Source organism: Virgibacillus sp. FSP13, from assembly GCF_054048505.1.
In genome coordinates, this window is sequence record NZ_JBSVKG010000008.1 from 38,060 (window position 1) to 60,810 (window position 22,751).

Consider the following 22,751-nt stretch of genomic DNA (forward strand, 5'->3'; position numbering starts at 1 on the left):
GAGAGGTGTCACGTGTTAAAAATAGGTTCACATGTTTCAATGAGCGGGAAAAAAATGTTATTAGGTTCGAGTGAAGAAGCAGTTTCATATGGAGAAAATGCCTTCATGATTTATACCGGTGCTCCACAAAACACGAGAAGAAAACCGATTGAGGAGCTTAATATTGAAGCAGGAATAGCTCATATGAAAGAAAATGGAATTGTCGATCTGATTGTGCACGCCCCCTATATTATCAATATAGGCAATACGACAAAACCAGCAACATTTGAATTAGGTGTTAACTTTTTGCGAAGTGAAATCGCACGTACAGAGGCGATTGGGGCTAAGCAAATTGTTCTTCACCCTGGTGCCCATGTAGGTGCGGGTGCAGAAGCTGGAATTGAAAAAATAATTGAAGGCTTAAATGAGGTACTTGATAAGGAACAACATGTCCAAATAGCGCTGGAAACGATGGCAGGAAAAGGCACGGAAATCGGTCGTACGTTTGATGAGTTAGCAAAAATCTTTGATGGGGTCACACATAATGAGAAATTATCTGTTTGTTTAGATACGTGCCATATCCATGATGCGGGCTATGATATTGTCAATGATTTTGATGGTGTATTAAATGATTTTGATAAAATTATTGGTTTAGATCGTCTGAAGGTTATACATGTGAATGATAGTAAAAATGAAATTGGAGCACATAAGGACCGTCATGAAAACATAGGATTTGGCCATATTGGATTTGAGGCACTTCGCTATGTGATTCATCATCCACAGTTAACGGATCTACCGAAAATATTGGAGACGCCATACGTTGGGGAAGATAAGAAAAATAAAAAACCGCCATATAAATTTGAAATTGAGATGATAAAAGCGGAAAAATTTGATGAAAATCTAAAAGAAAAAATTAGAAATCAATAAAAGTGCGTGTTCAAAAAGGAGGATGAAAAGGACCGAGAAGTTCGAGGCGGTGTAGTTTTGAGTACCGGAACGGAAAAACAAGCCAACGAAGAAATTCGATGTGTCATTTTCACCGGACTTTTTGAACATCCTCTATAATATGAAAGGAATAGTGCTGGTAAACGCTATTCCTTTTGGCATTAATAAAATAATGACTCCAAACCATGCGACTTGATTATTTCATTAAATAATTTCTGAGCTTTCTTGGCAGTCTTTAGATCGGTTATACGTGCTAATTCTTGAAGCATTTTGGCTCTCCCGTCAGCATGAAACGGGTCAATGGTGTGCGTTTTTAGATATGTTGTAATTGCTTTAGCTTGTGTATTGGTAATTGAAAAACCATATTGTTGACTATAATGCAATAATTCTTCTGGGGATAATTGAGTTATTTTATTGGCTATCAGATCTTTGATAAATCTGGACATGATCATGCCTCCTTAAAATTTATTGCTTATTTATGATATGAACCAGCTCAGAAAAAGTGACTTGCTTTTCCATAAAGTAACACCATTAGATTTAGGCAGAATCCATAAACTATAGATGCACCTCAATACAAGAAAGAGAGGTATTGTTTATGGATGACTTTGAGCGTTACTCGAATAAATCTTCAGAAGACCTTGGAGAACGACAAGATGATAATGATTTGGTGGGTACAAATTTAACGGGTCAAGATCCATCGTCATTTAACCCTACAAGAAAAAACGATGAGGAAACAGCAGCTGAAATGACAGCAGATGATCTTGATACACCATCAAGAATAGAAGACGATGATGATACCAATGTAAACAGTATGTATGGCTGGATCGCGTTGGCATTATCGGTTGTATCCTTCTTTTGGCTACCAATAATTCTTGGTGGAGCAGGGATCATTGTCGGCTTTATCGCAAGAAGTCGCGGTGCAAATACGTTAGGAAATACAGCTATAATCGCTGGTGCTGTTTCGATTATCATTTCACTGTTTATATTACCATTTGTATAACAAAAAGAGGCTGGCAATGAGTTGTCAGTCTCTTTTTTATGGATATATAGGGAAATAGTAATAACCTCCAATAATCAGTTTATGTGGGTCTGTATGATTAATTAATTGGAAATCTTCAAAGATCTGGTTAATATCAAACGCCGGAAGTGAATCGTTAATTTCTTCGACAATCGATAGTACGGTATCACCTGCCCGCACTTTTACCTTCATGATCTCAAATTTCCTAGTGTTAGTTGATTCTGTTTGTTTTTCTGGTATGGTATTGTTGTTTGACGGTAGTAGTGAACCATTAGTCAAATCAGTATAAATACTCACTATTATTAATATAATGAATAAATAAATTCCGCTTTTTTTAAAAAAGTTCATATTCATTTCTCCTTTTGTGAAACAAACAGCGAGCATAAAACGTATATAAAAGTAATAGGGAGGAGGGGGATTTATGGATATTTTTTCTTCCGATTGGATTGGATTTGTTATAACTGGACTAGGAACTTTATTTTTGATTGGTGAAATTTTGGTTAACATGCGTGGTTTCTTTGGGATACTTGGAATTGGATTTATCGTTGTTTATTTTTCGGCCTATTTGGACACAAGCTTGTTTATTATTATGCTTATTATTTATTTTATCGGATTATTACTTATCATCATTGATGGGAAGTTATTAAATGATGGTACACTTGCTACGTTAGGACTTGCGAGCATGTTAACATCTGTCGCGTTGGCGGCACCAAGTTTATCTGTCGGTTTGTATGCTGTAATCGGTGTTCTTGTGGGTGGGTTTTCTTCTCTGCTATTTCTAAAGGTGTTTAAACATCGTGACATGTGGACAAAAATCACATTGAGGGACCGGTTAACAAAGGAAGCTGGCTATAACACGATGAATGAGGAATATGAAAATTTACTAAACCAACAAGGGATAACGTTAAACGATTTGCGCCCAGTTGGGACGGTACGGATTAACAACAAGAACTATAGTGCAATATCTAATGGACAATGGATTCCTAGAGGCAGTACCGTGCGTGTTGTAGAAGTAGATGGCACACGAATACTAGTCGAAATAATAACGAACTAAATGATAATTCTCTTTGAATCATCAAGATTCAAGAGAATTATTTTTTTTACGCTCTCTTGGGAAGTGCCATTGTAGAAAATAGAATGTAAATTTATTGTTAAGAATGTAGAATAAGTATTTACAAAACGTGAGGGCGTGGCTAATAATGAAAAAGGTATGACATAATTCAACAATGTGAAGGGGCGGTAAAACCATTGGGTATCGATTTACAAACACTTCTTTTTGAGTTTTTTGGCGGTTTGGGTATTTTCCTGCTCGGAATAAAATTTATGGGAGAAGGATTACAAAAAACTGCGGGTGAACGGTTGCGAGATATTCTTGATAAAACGACAAGTAATCCTTTTCTAGGTGTACTTGCGGGTATGATTGTAACGATACTTATTCAAAGTAGTTCAGGCACAACCGTACTAACCGTTGGGCTTGTAAATGCAGGTTTTATGACACTGAGACAAGCTATCGGTGTCATTATGGGTGCAAATATTGGAACAACTGTTACAGCATTTATTATCGGTATTGATTTAGGTGAATATGCATTACCAATTATTGCAGTTGGATGTTTCCTCTTATTCTTCTTCAAAAATCAGAAAGTTAATTCGATCGGACAAACTATCTTTGGCTTTGGCGCTTTATTTTTTGGACTCGAATTGATGAGCAGTGGTATGTCACCATTGAGAGGACTGGAGTCATTTCATGAACTGACGGTAGAAATGAGTTCAAATCCAGTACTTGGCGTCATTATTGGAACATTGTTTACGGTTATCGTTCAGAGTTCGAGTGCGACGATTGGAATTTTGCAGGGATTGTTTTCAGAAGGAGCAATCGATTTACAAGCAGCAATACCTGTCCTTTTTGGTGACAATATTGGAACAACAATTACAGCGATATTAGCATCGATTGGTGCAAGTGTCGCGGCTAAACGTGCAGCTTTTACACACGTGATTTTTAATTTAGTAGGTGCAGCAATATTTATTGTTGGATTGGATTTATTTACTCACTTTGTTTATTATTTACAAGGACAGTTTCATTTGAATCCGGAAATGACATTAGCTTTCGCACATGGTAGTTTTAACATTGCCAATACGGTACTTCAATTTCCATTTATTGCTGGATTAGCGTGGATTGTGACGAAAATAATTCCTGGTGAGGACGTTACAATTGAATATAAACCAAAGCACTTAGATCCTATATTTATTCAGCAATCATCTGCACTCGCGCTTGAACAGGCAAAGGCAGAGGTTATTCGCATGGGAGAGTATGCTTGTATCGGGTTAGAAGAAACGAATCAGTACTTGTTTACACAACAGCAAAAACATTCGGAAATGGCGATGCAAGTGGAAGGTGCATTGAATAATTTGGATCGCAAAATTACCGATTATCTTGTGGAAGTATCATCTGGTTCGTTATCAGAACTAGAAAGTGCCAAGCATACTGCATTAATGGATTCAGTACGTGATATTGAACGGATTGGCGATCATTTCGAGAATATTATAGAATTAATTGATTATAAGATTTCAAATAAAGTCGAGTTAACGGATCAAGCCAAAGAAGATCTGAACAATATGTTTGATTTAACGATTTTAACGGTTAAGCAAGCTGTTAAAGCACTTGATCAAATGGATCGGCAAGAAGCGTTAGCTGTTGCGCAAAAAGAAGATCAAATCGATAAAATGGAACGAAAGTATCGCAAAAAGCACATTATTCGCATGAATGAAGGTTTGTGTAATGGATCGGCAGGTATTGTGTTTGTTGATATTATTAGTAATTTAGAACGAATCGGCGATCATGCTGTGAATATTGCGGAAGAGGTTCTTGGTGAATCGTAGCGAAGTTTGGCAGGGAATATCCCTGCCAAATAAAAATTTTTAAGATTTGTATTGAAAACTATAAATGAAAATGCTATAGTATTTATTGTTGTTTCCGTTAAAAGTAACAACGAGTTACATAAGATATTTTGAAAAAAGTTTTGATCGAATGATTGACAGATTCTGTCGGATATGGTAAATTATTATTCGTCGCTGATAAAAAACGACAGGGATTTGTTAGATAATTCCACAGTAGCTTGACCGTAACATCCTTGAATTACTTCAAAGTAGGTCATGCGAGGGAGTGTTTACCTCCTGATGAAACTTGCAACATGACGAACACATCCTTGTTGGATTGTTCTACAATGAAATACTATATTAGATAATTCCACAGTAGCTCAGTGGTAGAGCTATCGGCTGTTAACCGATCGGTCGTAGGTTCGAATCCTACCTGTGGAGCCATATGGCGGTGTAGCTCAGCTGGCGAGAGCGTACGGTTCATACCCGTGAGGTCGGGGGTTCGATCCCCTCCGCCGCTACTATAGTTATAAAACAAAAAGCCTAAATGGCGGTCGTGGCGAAGTGGTTAACGCACCGGATTGTGGCTCCGGCATCCGTGGGTTCGATCCCCACCGGTCGCCCCATAAATTTTAGGACCCTTAGCTCAGTTGGTTAGAGCTATCGGCTCATAACCGATCGGTCGCAGGTTCGAATCCTGCAGGGTCCACCATAAAAAGCTTACGGAGGTATACCCAAGTCTGGCTGAAGGGATCGGTCTTGAAAACCGACAGGCGGGTCAAACCGCGCGGGGGTTCGAATCCCTCTACCTCCTCCATACATATTTTAATGCCAGAGATGAAATACGAGGATAATATAATATTTAAAAAATCATATGGCTTTGTAGCTCAGTCGGTAGAGCAACGGACTGAAAATCCGTGTGTCGGCGGTTCGATTCCGTCCGGAGCCACCATTTTATAATTAATAATATTACTAACAAGCTACTTGATGCTTGTTTTTTTATTTATAAATTTTAGCAAATAGTTATATTCTCTGCTTAAAATACAACAACTTAACACTCAAATGTTATGATTATTCATCCGAAATTCTAGGTGTGGTTTTTTACTCTGTTTATACGCATTTATGAAATTTTGGTATGAAGTGACACCAAGTTTTTTTGTATTACCATCAAAAAAACGGTCAAAGATAATTTTCTTAGCTTGGTCAGCATTACAATGTTGAGAATTCATCGTTAATTGAAAGTAGGATTGGAAATATTTCTGGCTGAGCGTACCAGCATTTTTTATTAACACGGTAAAAACTCCTCTTTATATATTTATAGGGAAAAAGTTGGTCTAAGGCTTTTTCCTATTCAATTTCCATGCTATAGTAGACCATCTTAGCAGGTTTTTGTTTTGCATTCATTATCATTCCATTATAGGATAAACTGGTTAAAAGAACCAATAATCGCTTTTATTAGTTAAAACTCAACTTTTGCAGCTTCAAATGGACAAATAGGCCTTGATAAAATGAGGAAGGATGAAGATTCACTGCTTAAGTTGACTTTGGATCAATCGCATTTAAACAAACTGCGACTGCTGGGCTCTTTTTCTATAAGTACGCGCATTTCCTGCCGTCCGGGATCGTTCCGGGTGGATGCTTTCCGCGGGCACGGCCTCAGCCTTCGACGCACAGGACGTGCTAGTGCAGGTGTTGCGACAGGACGTCGCGTATTTAACCTGCCTCGAGAAAACCACTCCGGGGTCTTCGGACACGTGCTGTTCCCGCAGGACAAGGAAGGCTTCGTCAGCGATACATCGCACGAAGAAAAAGTGCTTTTCTTTTTCGAGGAGTCACCACCCTCCACTCACCCGGACTAGTGAAGCGATAGAATGTGGCTTGGTAGGACACGTACTACTACAGTCAATGGTAGTAAATGCAATACCAGTGTATTTCCGGAACGGCGAGGGAGCAATTTCTTAGTTACCTCGCATTTTTTATATAAAACAACAAATGCTTTCAAAGGGGCGAATAATCGCAGTCCCAATCTTTTAGAAAACAGTCTTTATGTTTACCAAGGTTATCAAGGCAATTATTAGAAACGTTCCAAGTTTGCCCCAGCTAACTGTTTGATATTATTTTATTGGTGCGAAAGTTGAGTTAAAATATACATAGGTTTTCCAATGATCGAAGCAACAAGGAGATCAAAGTTTTTCATTCGGATGTTTTATTTTTTTTCAATCGGGTATTATTTAATATGTGATCAAGTTGATTATCACGATTGTATTGTAAAAATATGCATATAATTTGCATGTACGATAAAGCTTTGATAATCTTGCATTAAAAGGGTGAATATTCTATCCTTTTTTAACATAATTATGAAGGAGGACGTTTAGTAATGGCTAAATTTGAATTACCAGAATTACCTTATGCATACGATGCTTTAGAACCAACAATTGATAAGGAAACAATGAACATCCATCATACGAAGCATCATAATACTTATGTTACAAAACTTAATGGTGCACTTGAAGGACAAGCTGATCTTCAAGATAAATCACTAGAAGATCTTGTAAGCAACCTAGATGCTGTACCTGAAAATATTCGCACTGCTGTACGTAATAATGGTGGTGGCCATGCGAACCATAGCTTATTCTGGAAAGTATTATCACCAAATGGTGGTGGCGAACCATCAGGTGAATTAGCTGACAAAATAAATGGTACATTTGGTAGCCTTGATAAGTTTAAGGAAGAATTTGAAACAGCTGCAAAAGGTCGTTTCGGATCTGGATGGGCATGGTTAGTTGTTAATAATGGTGCACTTGAAGTTACAAGCACGCCTAACCAAGATTCACCTTTAATGGAAGGTAAAACACCTATTCTAGGCCTTGATGTTTGGGAGCATGCTTATTATCTTAAATATCAAAACAAACGTCCTGAATATGTTTCAGCATTCTGGAACGTTGTTAACTGGGATGAAGTAGCAAAAAATTATAATGAAGCTAAATAAATAAACATAAAAAACGCGGGATCAATGTTTCCCGCGTTTTTTTATGTTTTCATTGGTAATCCTTTTGCATATCTGATGATGATTTGCTCAAACTATTAGATATACAAAAGGAGCTTAAAATCATGCTAAAAAGTCTAGAAAACATAACAGGAAAAGTAGATATAAATCGGGATTTAATCTTTTTATTGGTGATTGGAGGACTCTATTCTTTAGGGATTTTTCTTTCCAACACTTTTGTCAACATTTACCTTTGGAAACAATCCGGGGATTATATCACAATCGCCATGTATAACTTGGGTATTTATTTGTTCCAACCAGTCATGTTTATCCTTGCTGGGCGAATAGCGAAAAAGATTGATCGTGTTATCGTTTTACGTTTGGGGGTAATTTTTTTATCTCTATTTTTTTTGAGTGTTTTAATCATTGCTGAAAAAGCCTCCACTTACAACTTTTTGTTAGGAAGCGTACTTGGTATTGGTTATGGGTTTTACTGGCTTGCCTATAATGTATTAACCTTTGAGATCACTGAACCGGAAACACGGGATTTCTTTAATGGATTTCTAGGGGTTTTGCAATCGTTTGGTGGAATGGTCGGTCCTGTATTAGCTGGTTTTATTATTGCGAAAATGACCGCCAATGTTGGATATACGACTATATTCACGATTTCGTTTATATTATTTATTTGTGCAGTTGCTTGCAGTTTCGCATTAAAACGCCGACAAGCAGAAGGAGATTTTCATTTTAAAAGGATTTTTATTGAACGTCATCACAATAAAAATTGGCGAAAAATTTTACATGCTCATGTATTCCAAGGTTTACGTGAAGGGATATTTTTGTTCGTTATTTCCATTTGGGTGTTCCTCGTTACCAAAAGTGAATTTTCTTTAGGTATGTTTAATTTGTGTCTATCTGGGTTGTCTTTTGTATTTTATTTTATCGCCACAAAATACATTAAACCTTCATTGCGAAAGAAGGCAATCTTGCTTGGAGGGGTAATTCTTTACTTTTCGATATACATTATTCTGTTCAAGATCAGTTATGTGAACCTGATCATCTATGCCGTTGTAATCGGTATTGCTTATCCAATAATCAATGTCCCATATGCTTCGTTAACATATGATGTGATTGGCAAGGCATGGAAGGCAAAGGACTTACGGGTAGAATATATTGTTGTTCGTGAACTCTTTGTCAATATTGGTCGAGTTGCATCAATTTCGATCTTTCTTATCACCGTTTCGCTGTTTCCGGCAGAAAAAATTATACCGATACTTTTGGTCGTATTAGGCACGGGACATTTGTTTATTTATTTTTTCGTTAAGGATATTTACTTAGGTAGTTCCCGTAAAAAAGAAGTTCCGATAAAAGAGCAGCTGACAGATGAAAAAAATCGTTAAAACATGTTAGATTCTGCTTCAAAAGATGATATAATAAGAGGAAATGTTTACAGAAAAATGGGGGAGGAAAATGGTAAAGAAAAAAAAGAAAAAACGACAGCTTCCCTTTCGTTTGAATATATTATTTTTTGTTGTATTTTTAATGTTTTCTGTCCTGATTCTTCAATTGGGTGTGGTTCAAATTTTAAACGGGGAAAGCTTCCAAGAAGAAATTGATCGGACAATTAAGGATACCACAAAAATACCAGTACCTCGTGGGAAAATCTATGACCGTTACCATAATGTAATTGTGGACAATAAACCATTGTATTCCATCACCTATACACCGCCAAAAGGAGTACAAGCAAAAGACCGGTTAGATGTAGCAGAAAAGCTGTCAACGTATATTTCTATGTATAACGAAAAGAATAAAGAAGAAAAATTAGATACTATAACATTACGGGATAAGAAGGAATACTGGTATTTAAACCATGAAGAAGAAGCGAAAAAGCGATTAAGTAAACAAGAAGCTGAAGACATGGAACCAGCAAAACAGTATAAGACGATATTAAAACGAATAAAAAAAGAAGAGGTTAATGACCTTACGGAAGAACAATTGGAAGTTATTCTCATCAAAAAAGAATTAGATAAGGCATTAACCCTAACTCCCCAAATTGTAAAAAATGAAAATGTCACGCCAGAAGAATACGCTAGAGTTGCTGAACATTTAAGTGAACTCGACGGAATTAATGCGACAACCGACTGGAATCGAGAATACCCTTATGATGAAACATTCAGCAATTTACTTGGTACAATAACCTCGCAATCACAAGGGATTTTACAGGAAAAAGAAGACTATTACCTGACACGTGGATACAGTCCGAATGATCGTGTTGGAAGAAGCGGACTGGAAGAGCAATATGAATCCGTCTTAAGAGGCAGAAAAGAGCAGATCGAATATACAACAAATAAGGCTGGAAAAGTTGTTGATACGAAGGTCGCTGTAGAGGGTCAGCGGGGAAAAGATTTAGTATTAACCATTGATATGGATCTACAAAAACGAGTTGATAAAATTATTCGTGAAGAGCTTAAGAAAACGATAAATAAGTATCCATACGATAATCGTCACATGGAAGATGCTATGGCTGTCGTCATGAAGCCGAAAACAGGAGAACTGTTAGCTGTATCTGGACAGCATTATGATCGTGAAGAACATGAGTTTTCAAATGCAGCATTAAAAACGTTGTATGAAGTACACCGTCCAGGATCAGCGGTAAAAGGTGCAACCGTCCTATCCGGTTTTCAATCAGGTGTAATAATTCCTGGCCAAACATTTAATGACAGAGAAATTCAAATTGCTGGTGACGACCCAAAAAGTTCTTGGAAAGACCTAGGACCTGTAAACGATATTACCGCCTTACAAGAATCATCAAACGTCTATATGTTTTACATCGCAATGCGTATGGGTGGTGACTTCCATTATGTGAAAGGTGAAAATTTACAGTTTGATTGGGAGTCAAAACCATTTGAAAGAATGCGAAATTATTTTAGTCAATTTGGACTTGGTACATCAACAGGGATTGATTTCCCTTATGAGGAGACAGGGTTTAAAGGAGAAAATCCAAATGCAGGTAATTTACTTGACTTTGCGATTGGACAGTATGATACATTCACAACCATGCAGTTAGCACAATATGTATCAACGATTGCAAATGATGGTTATCGTGTTCGCCCGCATTTCTTGAAGGAAATTCGCACACCTGCACCGTCTGAAGATCGATTAGGTCCTGTATTGAAAAGTGAGAATACAGAAGTACTAAACCGAATTCAAATGGATCAAAAATATATCGATCGTGTTCAAGAGGGATTCCGCCGAGCATATCAAACACCAGGCGGGACTGCGTATACTGAATTTGCTGGGAAAGACTACAATCCAGCGGGAAAAACGGGTACTGCAGAGAACACAGCTGATGGTGATTATACCGAGAACTTAACACTTGTTGGGTATGCCCCATATGATGATCCTGAAGTAGCATTTGCGATTGTTGTGCCGAATACTGGTATAGGGGAGCATATTAATAATAAGATTGGTGAACGTATTTTTGATTCGTATTTTGACTTAAAAGAGGAGCATAAAGAAGATACAAAAGATGACTAAATAAAAATGCATGGGGTCTATTACTCTAGTAAAGGGTTATAGACCTTTTTTTGTGACGAAGAAAAAAAGCTGTTTGCATCAGGGTTGTAAAACCCTTGCAAACAGCTATTATAGTCTGGATTCTTATTTCGTTATTTCTTCGGCAATTTCATAATTGCTCATATCGCTTGATACCTTAAATTTCCCAAGCTGAACTTTTTTAGCATATCCTTCTTTTTCTAAGTACTGACTGAATTCGTCAGCGTCATCAATAATATCATTTTCAACTAATAGATTACTAATCTCGGAAGATGCCATTCCGGATTTGATGGTAATGGTGTATGTTTTTTTAGCTTCTTTTTCTTTCTTTTCTTCTTTTGAATTGTCATCTGCTTTATTCTCTTCTTTTTCAGCTTTTTCGTTGTCTTTTTGTTCAGTTGCTGGTTGCTCTTCCTTTTCTTCTTCCGTTGTATCTTTGCCGTTGTCATTGACCGATAATGATATATATTCTGATTCCGATAAGACACGATAACCATCTTCTTTTAATGCTTCAATCATGTCATCAGCGGCTATATCGTCTGTATTATTTTTAGAGTCGTCAATAAACAGAAATACAATTAACAAAATCAGACTAGCTGTAAATAGTCCGATTGAAAATGAACGAATAGGTTGTTTCATGGTTTTCTCCTCATTTATAGTTTAATTATTGTTTAAGATAGCTTTTATATCGTTGCTACTTAACCCGGTGCGTTCTGAAATAGCTTCAGTTGAATACCCCTGTTGATGTAAGTTGTAGACCTTTTGAATTAAAAGTGGTTTCTTTTCTTCTGTTCGCGTTGGTTGGATATCAGTTGAAAAATCCTCTGTTAGTAGCTCTTCCTCGAGGATTTTAACTTTTTTCTTCAATTGATATGTATCCTGCATCGTTGAAATGGAAAACTGTTCAAATTGATTTTCCAGATCATCAAATTTATCATTCATAAAAAATGTCAAAACAAACAAAATTACAGCCACTGCTATTAGTGTAATTAATACATAAATCATCCTTGATACCTCCATTTTATCTTCCATATTAGTTATAACATACAATTGCCAATGAGAAAACTGGTATTTTTTTATATTTGCTCCTTGATTGATTGTTAAAGATCTGCTATTATAATTAAGTCTGAAGTGAATTTTATATGCTATTAAGCAAGTCTCACAGTTTGGAGGGAAAAATCATGCGCGTAAACATTACATTAGCTTGTACAGAAACTGGTGATCGTAATTATATTACTACTAAAAACAAGCGTACGAATCCTGAGCGAATAGAGCTTATGAAATATTGTCCACGTCTTAAAAAACATACTCTACATCGTGAAACAAAATAAATGTACGAAGATAAAACCCTTATCATTGTTGATGAGGGTTTTATTTTTGGGATTAATCAATAATACGGTATACTTCATTAAGTAGGGGGTATGACATTGGATAAATCGCAAATGCGCAAGGCTATGATCGCACAATTGAAACAGATGTCTAACGAACAGAAACAAATAATTGAACACAAGCTAATAGAGAACTTGATAACATCAGATTATTGGAAGCAGGCAACATCGATAGGGATTACAATATCCCAAGCATTTGAATGGAATACAAGACCAATAATTGAAGCTGCATGGAAGCAAGGGAAATCCGTTTGTGTACCGAAATGCCAACCAAAAGAAAAGAGGCTTGTCTTTTATCAATTTCATACATATGATCAATTGGAAACCGTTTATTATAGTTTATTGGAGCCAAAACCAGAGGAAACATTGAGGGTGGAAAAAAAGCAAATTGAATTGTTAATTGTTCCGGGGATACTGTTTGATAAAAATGGATTTCGGATTGGGTTTGGTGGAGGATATTATGATCGCTTTTTAAATGATTTCCCAAATGAAACCATTTCTTTAACAAGTGAACAACAAGTTGTTGATCATCTTCCATCTGAGTCGTTCGATATTCCGGTTAATCATCTTATGACAGAGAAGACTTTGATCAAGTAGGGAGGACTAGTTGATGAATATGGAGCGTTACTCTCGTCAGTTATTATTTTCACCTATCCAAGCAGCTGGTCAAAAAATGTTAGCGGACAGCACGGTACTCATAGTTGGCGTTGGTGCCTTAGGAACGGTTATTAGTAATCATCTGGTACGGGCCGGAGTTGGTAAAGTTAGGATTGTTGATAGGGATTATGTAGAGTTAAGTAATCTACAGCGGCAAATGTTATTTGATGAAGCAGATGCATACGAAGCGCTTCCGAAAGCAGTTGCAGCAAAGAGAAAGCTGGAAAAAATAAATAGTGATGTCACGATTGAAGCGATCATCGAGAATGTTATGAATGAAAATATCGATAAGTTAACAGATGACGTTGATGTAGTTTTAGATGGAACAGATAATTTTTCTACTCGCTTCCTTTTGAATGATATCTGTTTTAAGAAAGATATTCCATTTTCGTATGGCGGTGTCGTTAGTTCCAGAGGGATGACAGCACTATTTATTCCAGACGAAACTCCTTGTTTACGCTGTATTACAAAGGAAGGATCTGAAAGTGGACAAACATGTGATACTGTTGGCGTTATTGCTCCTGCCGTGGACATGATTTCTTCAATGGAAGTGATCGAAGTGTTGAAGTTTCTGACTGGTAATAAGCAACATTTAAGAAATACAATAAAAACAGTCGATTTCTGGTATAACCAACATTATGATATGAAATTTGCTCAAGCTAATCCACAATGTCCGACATGTCAAAGAAAAGAATATCCTGCATTACAAAAAAAGGCTCAAAACTCAGAAACTGTTTTATGTGGACGAAATACGGTGCAAATTCATCAAAAACAAAGTTGGGATCTTGCGAAAATTGATAATCAGTTAGCAAAAATCATGAAAACCAAGCGGACCCCATTTTTAGTAAAGGCAAAAATGGATGATGAAAAAACCTTTGTTATTTTTCCCGATGGTCGTGTACTCGTACAGGGAACAGAGGATATCGCCAAAGCTAGAACATTGTATGACCGATATATCGGTTCCTAATGTATATTTTGCTGACGTTGGAAAATAACTAATAACACTACTACGAATGAAAAGGGTGTTCACATGAGGGTTTTTGTAGTCCTTGCGCTGCTTGTGTCTGTATTATCGATAATTTATAAATGGCGGTATAGGTTGATCAACACCTTACTGGCAATCAGTTTCTTACGGAGGTTAACGGTTGCAATATCCATGAATTTGCCGGCGATTAAGAATAAGCTTCTACCCGGATTATTTCAGAAACAAACTAATTCATAACGGATAAAGAAAGTTGCATTTTTAGCAGCTTTCTTTTTTATAAGAAACCACCAACAACGATCTTCATAGCATAGCCCTTCAAAAAAATTCGTTGGGCTTATTTATGTATGCTTCAACCTAAAAATGTTTTCATACAAAATACGTTTTGTTACGTAATCAGTTCCTAGTTTTGGTATGATGGACGTTAAGGTGGTGACAAAATGTATAGGAACGAGACTCATACGATGTACCAGTTGGCGTATCACTTGGTAAAAGACGATCATTTTAACGTGTTACATATAAATGATAACGATGAAGAAATATGGCTGGAACGGTATGAAAATAAAACATCCCAAATTATTCGTTTGCTGCATCATGGATTTGATTGGAAGAACCATTTGAAAAAAGATATCGCGATTGTATTTCAGAAAACGAAAGCAATGAAGCGATTATTACAAGGTAAACATGTTCACGTACATAATGTTTATGTTTCTTCCCATGCTCCAGTGGACGACTGGGAAGAATTGAAACGACCAATGCAGTTAAATGAAAGAAATCCAGTGAAAATGAATGTTTATTATTTGGATGATGACAGTAAGCAGGAGGAACTAAGCAGATTTTACATGGCTGTAGATGGTTCCGAAAAAGAAAAACCAGATTACTCAGCAGGCAGTGAAACGGAAGAACAAATCGACTATTATCAAAATCAGCTGACTAGTAACTTAAATAATAAACGAAAAGAAGTACAATCGGTATTTTCACATGGCAAGCCGTTCATTACATATTTGCTGTTAATCGTCAATGTATTGATGTTTCTAATGCTTGAATTGAATGGGGGGAGTACATCAACACAAACCTTAATTGACTTCGGAGGAAAATATAATCCAGCAATCATGGATGGAGAGTGGTGGCGAATTATTACCTCCATGTTTTTACATATTGGCTTGCTGCACTTATTTATGAATATGCTTGCTCTGTATTATTTAGGTACAGCGGTTGAGCGAATATATGGATCATGGCGGTTTACTTTTATTTATTTCCTCGCAGGAATGGGTGCGGGTGTAGCTAGCTTTGCAATGACAACGAATGTTTCAGCTGGTGCTTCTGGAGCCCTATTTGGCTTATTTGGTGCATTACTGTTTTTTGGACTCATCCATAAGAAAATATTTTTTCAAACAATGGGGAAAGGAATACTCGTATTAATCGGGATAAATATAATTTTTGGCTTTTTTGTTGAAACAATTGATAATAGTGCACATATTGGTGGATTGCTAATGGGATTTCTAGCAACAGCAATCATTAGTTTACCCAAAAAAAGAATGTTGCCTATTCAAATCAGTGCATTTATTTTGTATATTGCTGTAATAATCGGGCTCAGTGTTTTTGGTATCCAAAACAACGAAAATAGTGCATCCTATCAACTAGCAAGGATTGGTGAATTGCTTGAAGAAAATAATTATGCTGCGATTGTTGATCATGCAACAGAAGGTTTAAAACATCCGGATAACCTACAAGTACCTTTACTTTTTCAGCGCTCCTATGCGTATATACAGCTTGATAAACCTGAATTGGCTACAATCGATTTAGAAGAGGTAGTTCAACAGACTGATGAGATGCCTGAGGCGTATTATAACCTTGCAATATTGTATTATGAAAAGGGCAAGACGGATCAAGCAGAAGAAATGATCAAACAGGCTTATGATTTAAACCCCGATGAAGCAGCCTATGCTAATCTTTATGAGAAAATCACGGGGGAAAATCCGAAAAAATGAAGTATGGCGCCTTTCACTTAATAAAGGCGCCATTTTAGTTGTATCTACATTACAATAATAACGAATGTACAAAATTTCGAGTGACCCCTATAAAAATGAAGTCCCCTTATTTAAAATTGTTGGATTAGTTTTTGCTTTTCACCATTGAGTTGGAATAAAACGATTAGATGGGTACGGTCCTTGGCAAATAAAACCAATGGAACATAACTCGATTTCAAATCGCCAGTACCAGATGAAGCAGGAATAATGTAATTTTTGTACAATCCCTCCCATAATTGCCCAATCATTTGGTCTGTCTGTTTCTGTGTCATGTTAGCCAAACTTTCCTGGTTATAGCGGTGTAGCGATGTCAAAGGAACAATGTCATAGGACGATGCTTGAATATTGAAATGGCGCATTAACTTTTTCCAATGATAAAGCAACTGTTGTTTCGATGTAACATCCAGTAATTTTTTCCATTCCTTGTCAAAAGCCTCCTTTGGTGATTGAAAAGTCACTAGTGGGGTTGTTGGTGAATCAACTACATACAATTCATCATATGACATTTTTTGAATACTTTTAATTTGATCATCTGGATAATGGATCTCCCCATGATGATAAGAAATTGCCTGGAAGTAACTACTATCCTCGCTTAAAAGTTTTTTTCGTAAGTTGACCGTATCCGAATTTTCACTCCATTTGCTTGTAACACCTCTTAATAGTCCATTATCAAACAATAAAGAGGTATCTTGGCGTAAGTATACTTCTTTACTACTTTTCGAGTTGCTTGTCCACGCCAATTCATATTGATTGTGTTTGTGCTCGGTTATAAACTCAATTCTGGTATCGGCAGTGTCAAAGGTTGTATTTTGGTCAATCGGAAAATAAATAACAGTCGGAACTGAGCTTATTCGTTGAAAAAATAGGTAGCCAGCTAAACAGCAAAATAACGTAAAGATACTAATGAATAACCATTTATTCATTCGTGTCACCCTTTATGAAAACTTGTCTTTAATATGATGTATGTTAAGAAACAAGCCTTTATGCTTTTTTCAGTTAATTGTATTCCTTTCTTGTTAAGGTTTTGATATAATATAATTTGGTGATTTATATGAAAACAGTGTATGATGTACGACAACTGCTTAAACGGTTTGGAACGTTTATTTATATTGGTGATCGACTAGCTGATATGGAATTAATGGAAACAGAAATAAAAGAATTGTATCAAACGCAATTGATTCGAACAGACGAATACCAGATGGCCTTGCTCGTACTTCGCAAAGAAATGGCACGACTTCATGATAAAGAAGAGGGGAATTCTCATGAATGATTTGATAATCGGCATTGATATAGGTGGAACCACTAGTAAAATTGGTTTACTGGATCTACAAGGGACAATTGTGGATAAATGGGAAATTCCGACTTCAAAAGCGAATAATGGAGACTCCATTGTACGGGATATTTGGCAATCTATTAGTGATACATTATCAATCTCTCAAATTAAATCAGTTATTGGAATTGGAATCGGTGCACCAGGATTTATAGACGGTGCTACTGGACTGGTATATGAAGCGGTAAATATTGGATGGAGGAATTTTCAGTTGGCAACGAGTTTTTCTTCGATTGCTAATCTTCCGGTGTTTGTTGAAAACGATGCCAATATTGCTGTGTTAGGAGAAAACTGGAAAGGTGCAGGCAATCAATCGAAAAACTTGATCGCATTAACTCTTGGTACTGGTGTTGGTGGTGGAATCATTGCTAACGGAACCATCTTAAATGGGGTGAATGGAACAGCGGGTGAGATCGGTCATATTACGGTTGATCCAGAAGGTTACCCATGTAATTGCGGAAAGAAAGGTTGTTTGGAAACAATCGCCTCCGCAACTGGTATTGTTCGACAGGCGATGGAACAAGTCAAAAATGAATCAACTAGTCATTTGGCTTCATTTTATCAGCAATCCGATATGGTGACAGCTAAAGACATATTTGACTTAGCGCGTAATGGAGATCCAGACTGTAAAGCTATCGTTGAACGGACCGGGGATGTTCTTGGATTTGCAATTGCCAACTTGGCCACCGTTATCAATCCATCTACTATCCTAATAGGTGGTGGGGTCTCCAAAGCTGGCGACCAATTATTATCTAGCATAAATTCCGCTTTTACTAAATATGCATTACCTAGAGTAAGCGAGGTATGTAAACTGAAAATTGCCAAGCTTGGTAATGATGCCGGGATTATCGGGGCAGCCTTTCTGGTCAAGGAAAAATTAGGGATAAATTGATGTTGTGTCATTCCTAATTGCTGAAACATAGGAATGATAAATAAAGAACAAAAGCTCAAGCGCCCGTTTAGCGACGTACGGACTGCACCCTGCCAAGCAGGGTGGTTCAGTGTTGCTGCGCAAAGCAGCGATCTTAACTGAACATTCCTGCCGTAGGAGATAAAGGAAACATGCCCCTGCAAAAGGGGTATGCCGACGTTGGGCGTAAAGCCCGCTCTTAGTCGGCCTTCCTTTAGACTTGAACCGATGTTGACTTATCGTACGGAGGTGAGGGAAGTCGCGCTAGTCGCTTTAGCGCTGGAGCTGGACGTGGCTTGTCCTGTCCAATACCGAATTAGTGCCAAGTTTTATACTTTCTTACCTTTAATGAAACTTTTATTCTTTTAAAACGTCATATAGTATAGGATGAATGTAATCCATGGTGGGTTACGTAAGAGTATGTAATAATAATCGAATTAAGGAAATGTTTTTCTTGTAGGAGGAAATAAAATGAACGTGAAATGGCCTAAAATTCCGCTGTATATAATTGCAACGTTGCTGTTTGGGGTAAAGACATATATTATTTACCGCTTTATGTTCAGCATTGAATTAGACAACTCCATGCAGGAATTAATCCTGTTTATTAATCCGTTTGTTTCAGCATTTTTAATTTTTGCGCTAAGTGTTTGGTTTAAAAAACAATCAAGGCAAATGAAATTTTTGCGTTATACTGCTTTAATCGGAACTGTCATTTTATATTTCAATCTAGTATTCTATCGTTCCTTTACAGATTTTATAACAATTCCTCAATTATTTCAGGCAAGTAATATGGGGGACTTGGGATCCAGTATTTTAACACTGATTAAAGTTTACGATATCTTCTTATTTACCGATGTAGCAATTATTTGGTATTTAAGTAAGAAAAAGTCAGATATAGTTGCTGTTAAATACCCAAGAAGTGGTAAAGCTTTTGCCTTAGCTATGTCATTCGTATTGTTGGCGGGTAATTTTTTCTTAGCCGAAATGGAAAGACCGCAATTATTCACGCGTGCTTTTGATCGTGAATACCTTGTCAAAAATATCGGATTATTTAATTATCATGTTTACGATCTGGCCGTTCATTCAAAGGTAAAAACACAACGGGTCTTTGCCGATGGAACGGAACTACCGGAAATCAAGGACTATGTTGATGAATTGCGAAGTGATGAAAAGTCAGTTTTATCTGGTGTCGCGAAAGATAAAAATGTGATTTTTATTTCTGCTGAATCCCTGCAAAGCTTCGTTATCAATGAAGATGTTAACGGGCAAGAGATAACTCCATTTTTAAATAGTTTGGTTGGAGATAAGGATACGTATTACTTTGAAAACTTTTACCATCAAACAATGCAAGGTAAAACATCAGATTCAGAGTTTTTAACTGCGAATTCGCTTTATCCATTGTCCAGGGGCGCGGTTTTCTTTACTCATGGGCAGAATGAATATCATGCACTTCCAGAATTGCTAAATAATGAAGGATATTACACAGCATCATTTCATGCCAACAACAAAAGTTTTTGGAACCGTGATCAAATGTATGGCAGTATAGGTTTCGATCATTTTTATGGTGATGAGGCATATGAAACAACGTCAGATAATTCAATTGGTTGGGGTCTTAAAGATAAACCGTTTTTCGAACAGTCCATTAAATATTTACAAACATTGGAACAGCCATTTTATACAAAGTTCATTACATTGACGAATCATTTTCCGTTCGATCTTGATGAAGAAGACAGGTCAATTGAGCCGTATGATTCTAATTCCAATACACTAAATAACTATTTTCCAACGGTACGATATATGGATGAATCGATCGAGCAATTCTTTAATCAGCTAAAAGATGCAGGACTCTATGAGGATTCTGTCATTATCATCATGGGTGATCATTATGGGATTAGTGAAACTCACAATAAGGCAATGAGTCAGTATTTAGGAAAAGAAGAAATCACGCCATTTGATCACATTCAATTACAGCGTGTGCCGTTTTTTATCCATATTCCTGGTGATGGAAATGGGAACGTCATGTCAGAAGTATCCGGTCAAATTGATATTAAACCGACAATCTTACACTTACTTGGCATAGCCACCGATAATGACATTTATTTTGGCAACGATTTATTTAGTGATGATCGAAAAGGATATATTGCACAACGAAATGGTGATTTCATTAGTGATGACTATGTTTCAACGGGGGGTATTTGTTACAATCGCGCGACTGGTGAGCCGGTTGATAATAATACATCTGTTGTTGCAACAACTTCGAATAACCCATGTAAACCGATAGAAGATAAGGTGGCAAAAGAGCTGGATTATTCAGATGATATTATTTACGGTGATTTATTCCGATTTGTTGATTTTGCAGAAAATGAATAAATTGTTAAAGGAAAAGAGGTAAGTGGTTTTTTATGGTGCAAAATATACCCTTTACCATAACAATATATTTCGTTCGGAAAATCTGATAAATGTTGCCTCGCGAGGTTTCGCTATTTTAAACAAGATAGATCTTAGTGCAAATCGCACATCAAATAACAGATTGAGAATAAAAAATTCCCAATCTGTTATTTGTGATGCTAAACTGTATATTATTTTTATTAATGTTTGTTCCTTTTTATACTCGCGTTTATCTAACATGTGACATAATGAAAATTCTCTTTCATAACGTTTTCCGGTTCTACATTCACATCTGTGGAGACTGAGATCGTGCCTACGGAAAGCGAAGTACTCTGACGAAGCGGATTCAAGTGTTCATTATCATATTGTGAATACTTCTGCTAATTTCCATACGATCAGCTATGATTTTTTTCTGTTCGCAGCTCTAAAAAGAACGTCTTAGACTTGATCAATTACTTCTTTTTTCTAACTAAAAAAGCTAACTTTTAAAAGTTAGCTTTGCTCAAGATATTTAATGTTATCAACCAGTAATTTCTTCAATAATAGTCGCAATGGAGAAAAAGCCAAATGCTACTGCAGCAACTGCAGAAAAAGCTAAAGCAAAAAGGTTTTTGTATTTTAGCTGACGAATTACTGAAATGACAGCTAAGATTGCTACGATTAATAATAGGCTTGCCAATACAATTCTCATTGTTACATTTCCTCCTTACAAAATTCCACGTTATTAAATTTGATATGGGAATTACGTTTATATTATTATGTAACTAAACAGTTCTACTTATTTATTTTATAGTAAATTACTGTTTTTGTCGAGGTTTATGGGTAGTATTTTAAGAATAATTTCAGGCATTGTTAATAGAAGGGGGAATCATGATTATGAAAATTAAGGGAATGTCTTTAGGCCCGTTAGGAACAAATTGTTATATTGTGTATAATGGGCAACATGCAATTATTGTTGATCCAGGTGGAGATGCAGAAAAGGTCATATCATTTATTGAACAAGAAAAAGTTGAACCTAAGGCAATCGTTTTAACCCACGCCCATTTTGATCATATTGGGGCTGTTGAAGCGTTACGTTTCCATTATGAAATTGATGTTTATCTTCATCAAGAGGAGGGGGAGTGGCTAGAGGATCCAAAATTAAATGGCTCGTCTTTATTCATGGGGGAAGAAATAAAGACAAAAAAAGCGGAGAAATTGCTGACGCCTGGTAAGTTACAAATTGCTACATTTACGTTTGATATTTTACATACACCTGGTCATTCACCTGGAAGTGTTAGTATTGTGTGTCAGGATAAATCCATTGTTTTTGGTGGAGATGCACTGTTCCAACATGGAATTGGTCGAACTGATTTACCTGGAGGCAATATTGAACAGTTGATCAATAGCATACGGGAAAAGCTTTATCATTTAAAGGATTCTTATGTTGTCTATCCAGGTCATGGTCCAGCTACTACAATTGGTGAAGAAAAAAGAAACAACCCGTTTGTTCGTTCGGAATAGACGTTAGAAAAGTGCAAGTGAACAATCTGGAAGTCTGTAGTTGCTGGGGCTCGAACTGGATATGTCTGTTGCTATAAAAGGTAATTCTAATGGTCAAAATGGCATACTTTTTTAATATAAAAAACCCTTCTTTTTAACAAAGAAGGGTTTTTAGGGGGGATGTGCTCTGCTCTTTTGTTGGTTAGGGATAAAAGTTAAGCTACTATTAT

22 protein-coding genes and 6 tRNA genes are annotated in these 22,751 nt (G+C 36.6%); 21 read left to right on the top strand and 7 right to left on the bottom strand.

All coding sequences use genetic code 11. The annotated features are described in order from the left end of the window. Positions 1-12: 12 nt before the first annotated feature. Positions 13-906 (top strand): deoxyribonuclease IV, encoded by an 894-nt coding sequence (locus ACW2QC_RS08930; RefSeq protein ID WP_457543625.1) that lies wholly within the window; start codon positions 13-15, stop codon positions 904-906. 179 nt (positions 907-1,085) lie between these two features. On the opposite strand, the gene ACW2QC_RS08935 is transcribed toward ACW2QC_RS08930, so the two are convergent. Further along, positions 1,086-1,370 carry a DUF2624 family protein gene (locus ACW2QC_RS08935; protein ID WP_457543626.1) on the bottom strand — a complete coding sequence of 95 codons (285 nt, stop codon included), beginning with the start codon at positions 1,368-1,370 and terminating at the stop codon, positions 1,086-1,088. Between the two features lie 149 nt (positions 1,371-1,519). Between ACW2QC_RS08935 and ACW2QC_RS08940 the strand changes: the two genes are divergently transcribed. Next, positions 1,520-1,924, top strand: coding sequence for a hypothetical protein (locus tag ACW2QC_RS08940; protein ID WP_457543627.1), 405 nt, complete (start codon positions 1,520-1,522; stop codon positions 1,922-1,924). A gap of 36 nt (positions 1,925-1,960) precedes the next feature. Here ACW2QC_RS08940 and ACW2QC_RS08945 read toward each other — a convergent pair whose 3' ends face one another. Then, complete coding sequence (locus ACW2QC_RS08945; protein ID WP_457543628.1) at positions 1,961-2,290, bottom strand: hypothetical protein; 330 nt, start codon at positions 2,288-2,290, stop codon at positions 1,961-1,963. 73 nt (positions 2,291-2,363) lie between these two features. On the opposite strand from ACW2QC_RS08945, the gene ACW2QC_RS08950 reads away from it, so the two are divergent. From ACW2QC_RS08950 to ACW2QC_RS08985, 8 genes are all read left to right on the top strand, one after another. Then, positions 2,364-2,996: an NfeD family protein gene (locus ACW2QC_RS08950; RefSeq protein WP_457543629.1), complete on the top strand. Its 633-nt coding sequence runs from the start codon at positions 2,364-2,366 to the stop codon at positions 2,994-2,996. 194 nt (positions 2,997-3,190) lie between these two features. Next, complete coding sequence (locus tag ACW2QC_RS08955; RefSeq protein ID WP_457543630.1) at positions 3,191-4,819, top strand: Na/Pi cotransporter family protein; 1,629 nt, start codon at positions 3,191-3,193, stop codon at positions 4,817-4,819. 366 nt (positions 4,820-5,185) lie between these two features. Then, positions 5,186-5,260 (top strand) — tRNA-Asn (locus ACW2QC_RS08960). Between the two features lie 3 nt (positions 5,261-5,263). Further along, positions 5,264-5,337 (top strand) — tRNA-Met (locus ACW2QC_RS08965). Positions 5,338-5,366: 29 nt separating this feature from the next. After that, positions 5,367-5,442 (top strand) — tRNA-His (locus ACW2QC_RS08970). A gap of 9 nt (positions 5,443-5,451) precedes the next feature. Then, positions 5,452-5,528: transfer RNA gene (locus ACW2QC_RS08975), tRNA-Ile, on the top strand. 12 nt (positions 5,529-5,540) lie between these two features. Then, a tRNA-Ser gene (locus ACW2QC_RS08980) sits at positions 5,541-5,633 on the top strand. Between the two features lie 59 nt (positions 5,634-5,692). Further along, positions 5,693-5,768 (top strand) — tRNA-Phe (locus ACW2QC_RS08985). Between the two features lie 106 nt (positions 5,769-5,874). Here ACW2QC_RS08985 and ACW2QC_RS08990 read toward each other — a convergent pair. Beyond that, positions 5,875-6,108, bottom strand: a complete 234-nt coding sequence (locus ACW2QC_RS08990) for a hypothetical protein (RefSeq protein ID WP_457543631.1) — start codon at positions 6,106-6,108, stop codon at positions 5,875-5,877. Between the two features lie 1,085 nt (positions 6,109-7,193). Between ACW2QC_RS08990 and sodA the strand changes: the two genes are divergently transcribed. From sodA to ACW2QC_RS09005, 3 genes are all read left to right on the top strand, one after another. After that, entirely contained in the window at positions 7,194-7,805 is a 612-nt protein-coding gene (sodA, locus tag ACW2QC_RS08995) for a superoxide dismutase SodA (RefSeq protein ID WP_457543632.1), read from the top strand. Between the two features lie 122 nt (positions 7,806-7,927). Next, on the top strand, positions 7,928-9,199 hold the full coding sequence (locus ACW2QC_RS09000) for an MFS transporter (protein WP_457543633.1): 1,272 nt from the start codon (positions 7,928-7,930) through the stop codon (positions 9,197-9,199). Positions 9,200-9,269: 70 nt separating this feature from the next. Further along, positions 9,270-11,336, top strand: a complete 2,067-nt coding sequence (locus ACW2QC_RS09005) for a peptidoglycan D,D-transpeptidase FtsI family protein (RefSeq protein ID WP_457543634.1) — start codon at positions 9,270-9,272, stop codon at positions 11,334-11,336. A 123-nt stretch (positions 11,337-11,459) separates the two neighbouring features. Here ACW2QC_RS09005 and ACW2QC_RS09010 read toward each other — a convergent pair whose 3' ends face one another. Next, positions 11,460-11,993: a hypothetical protein gene (locus tag ACW2QC_RS09010; protein ID WP_457543635.1), complete on the bottom strand. Its 534-nt coding sequence runs from the start codon at positions 11,991-11,993 to the stop codon at positions 11,460-11,462. 21 nt (positions 11,994-12,014) lie between these two features. Next, positions 12,015-12,359, bottom strand: coding sequence for a hypothetical protein (locus ACW2QC_RS09015; protein WP_457543636.1), 345 nt, complete (start codon positions 12,357-12,359; stop codon positions 12,015-12,017). 176 nt (positions 12,360-12,535) lie between these two features. Here ACW2QC_RS09015 and rpmG point away from each other — a divergent pair, with 176 nt between their 5' ends. From rpmG to ACW2QC_RS09035, 4 genes are all read left to right on the top strand, one after another. Beyond that, a complete protein-coding gene (rpmG, locus tag ACW2QC_RS09020; RefSeq protein ID WP_026681152.1) occupies positions 12,536-12,685 on the top strand; it encodes a 50S ribosomal protein L33 in 150 nt (49 codons plus the stop codon). Between the two features lie 90 nt (positions 12,686-12,775). After that, positions 12,776-13,339 (top strand): 5-formyltetrahydrofolate cyclo-ligase, encoded by a 564-nt coding sequence (locus ACW2QC_RS09025; RefSeq protein WP_457543637.1) that lies wholly within the window; start codon positions 12,776-12,778, stop codon positions 13,337-13,339. 13 nt (positions 13,340-13,352) lie between these two features. Next, positions 13,353-14,366 carry a ThiF family adenylyltransferase gene (locus ACW2QC_RS09030; RefSeq protein ID WP_457543638.1) on the top strand — a complete coding sequence of 338 codons (1,014 nt, stop codon included), beginning with the start codon at positions 13,353-13,355 and terminating at the stop codon, positions 14,364-14,366. Positions 14,367-14,821: 455 nt separating this feature from the next. Then, on the top strand, positions 14,822-16,372 hold the full coding sequence (locus ACW2QC_RS09035) for a rhomboid family intramembrane serine protease (RefSeq protein ID WP_457543639.1): 1,551 nt from the start codon (positions 14,822-14,824) through the stop codon (positions 16,370-16,372). A gap of 110 nt (positions 16,373-16,482) precedes the next feature. Here ACW2QC_RS09035 and ACW2QC_RS09040 read toward each other — a convergent pair whose 3' ends face one another. Further along, positions 16,483-17,334, bottom strand: a complete 852-nt coding sequence (locus ACW2QC_RS09040) for a hypothetical protein (protein WP_457543640.1) — start codon at positions 17,332-17,334, stop codon at positions 16,483-16,485. A 128-nt stretch (positions 17,335-17,462) separates the two neighbouring features. On the opposite strand from ACW2QC_RS09040, the gene ACW2QC_RS09045 reads away from it, so the two are divergent. The 3 genes from ACW2QC_RS09045 (at position 17,463) to ACW2QC_RS09055 (ending at position 21,021) form a co-directional block, all read left to right on the top strand. Next, on the top strand, positions 17,463-17,681 hold the full coding sequence (locus ACW2QC_RS09045) for a YqgQ family protein (protein ID WP_457543641.1): 219 nt from the start codon (positions 17,463-17,465) through the stop codon (positions 17,679-17,681). Next, positions 17,674-18,633: an ROK family glucokinase gene (locus ACW2QC_RS09050; RefSeq protein ID WP_457543642.1), complete on the top strand. Its 960-nt coding sequence runs from the start codon at positions 17,674-17,676 to the stop codon at positions 18,631-18,633. Before ACW2QC_RS09045 ends, ACW2QC_RS09050 begins: the two co-directional genes overlap by 8 nt. Before the next feature lie 489 nt (positions 18,634-19,122). Beyond that, on the top strand, positions 19,123-21,021 hold the full coding sequence (locus tag ACW2QC_RS09055) for an LTA synthase family protein (protein WP_457543643.1): 1,899 nt from the start codon (positions 19,123-19,125) through the stop codon (positions 21,019-21,021). A 538-nt stretch (positions 21,022-21,559) separates the two neighbouring features. Here ACW2QC_RS09055 and ACW2QC_RS09060 read toward each other — a convergent pair. After that, a complete protein-coding gene (locus ACW2QC_RS09060) occupies positions 21,560-21,730 on the bottom strand; it encodes a DUF2759 family protein (protein WP_106497148.1) in 171 nt (56 codons plus the stop codon). A 185-nt stretch (positions 21,731-21,915) separates the two neighbouring features. On the opposite strand from ACW2QC_RS09060, the gene ACW2QC_RS09065 reads away from it, so the two are divergent. After that, a complete protein-coding gene (locus tag ACW2QC_RS09065; RefSeq protein WP_457543644.1) occupies positions 21,916-22,542 on the top strand; it encodes an MBL fold metallo-hydrolase in 627 nt (208 codons plus the stop codon). The last annotated feature ends 209 nt before the right edge of the window (positions 22,543-22,751 follow it).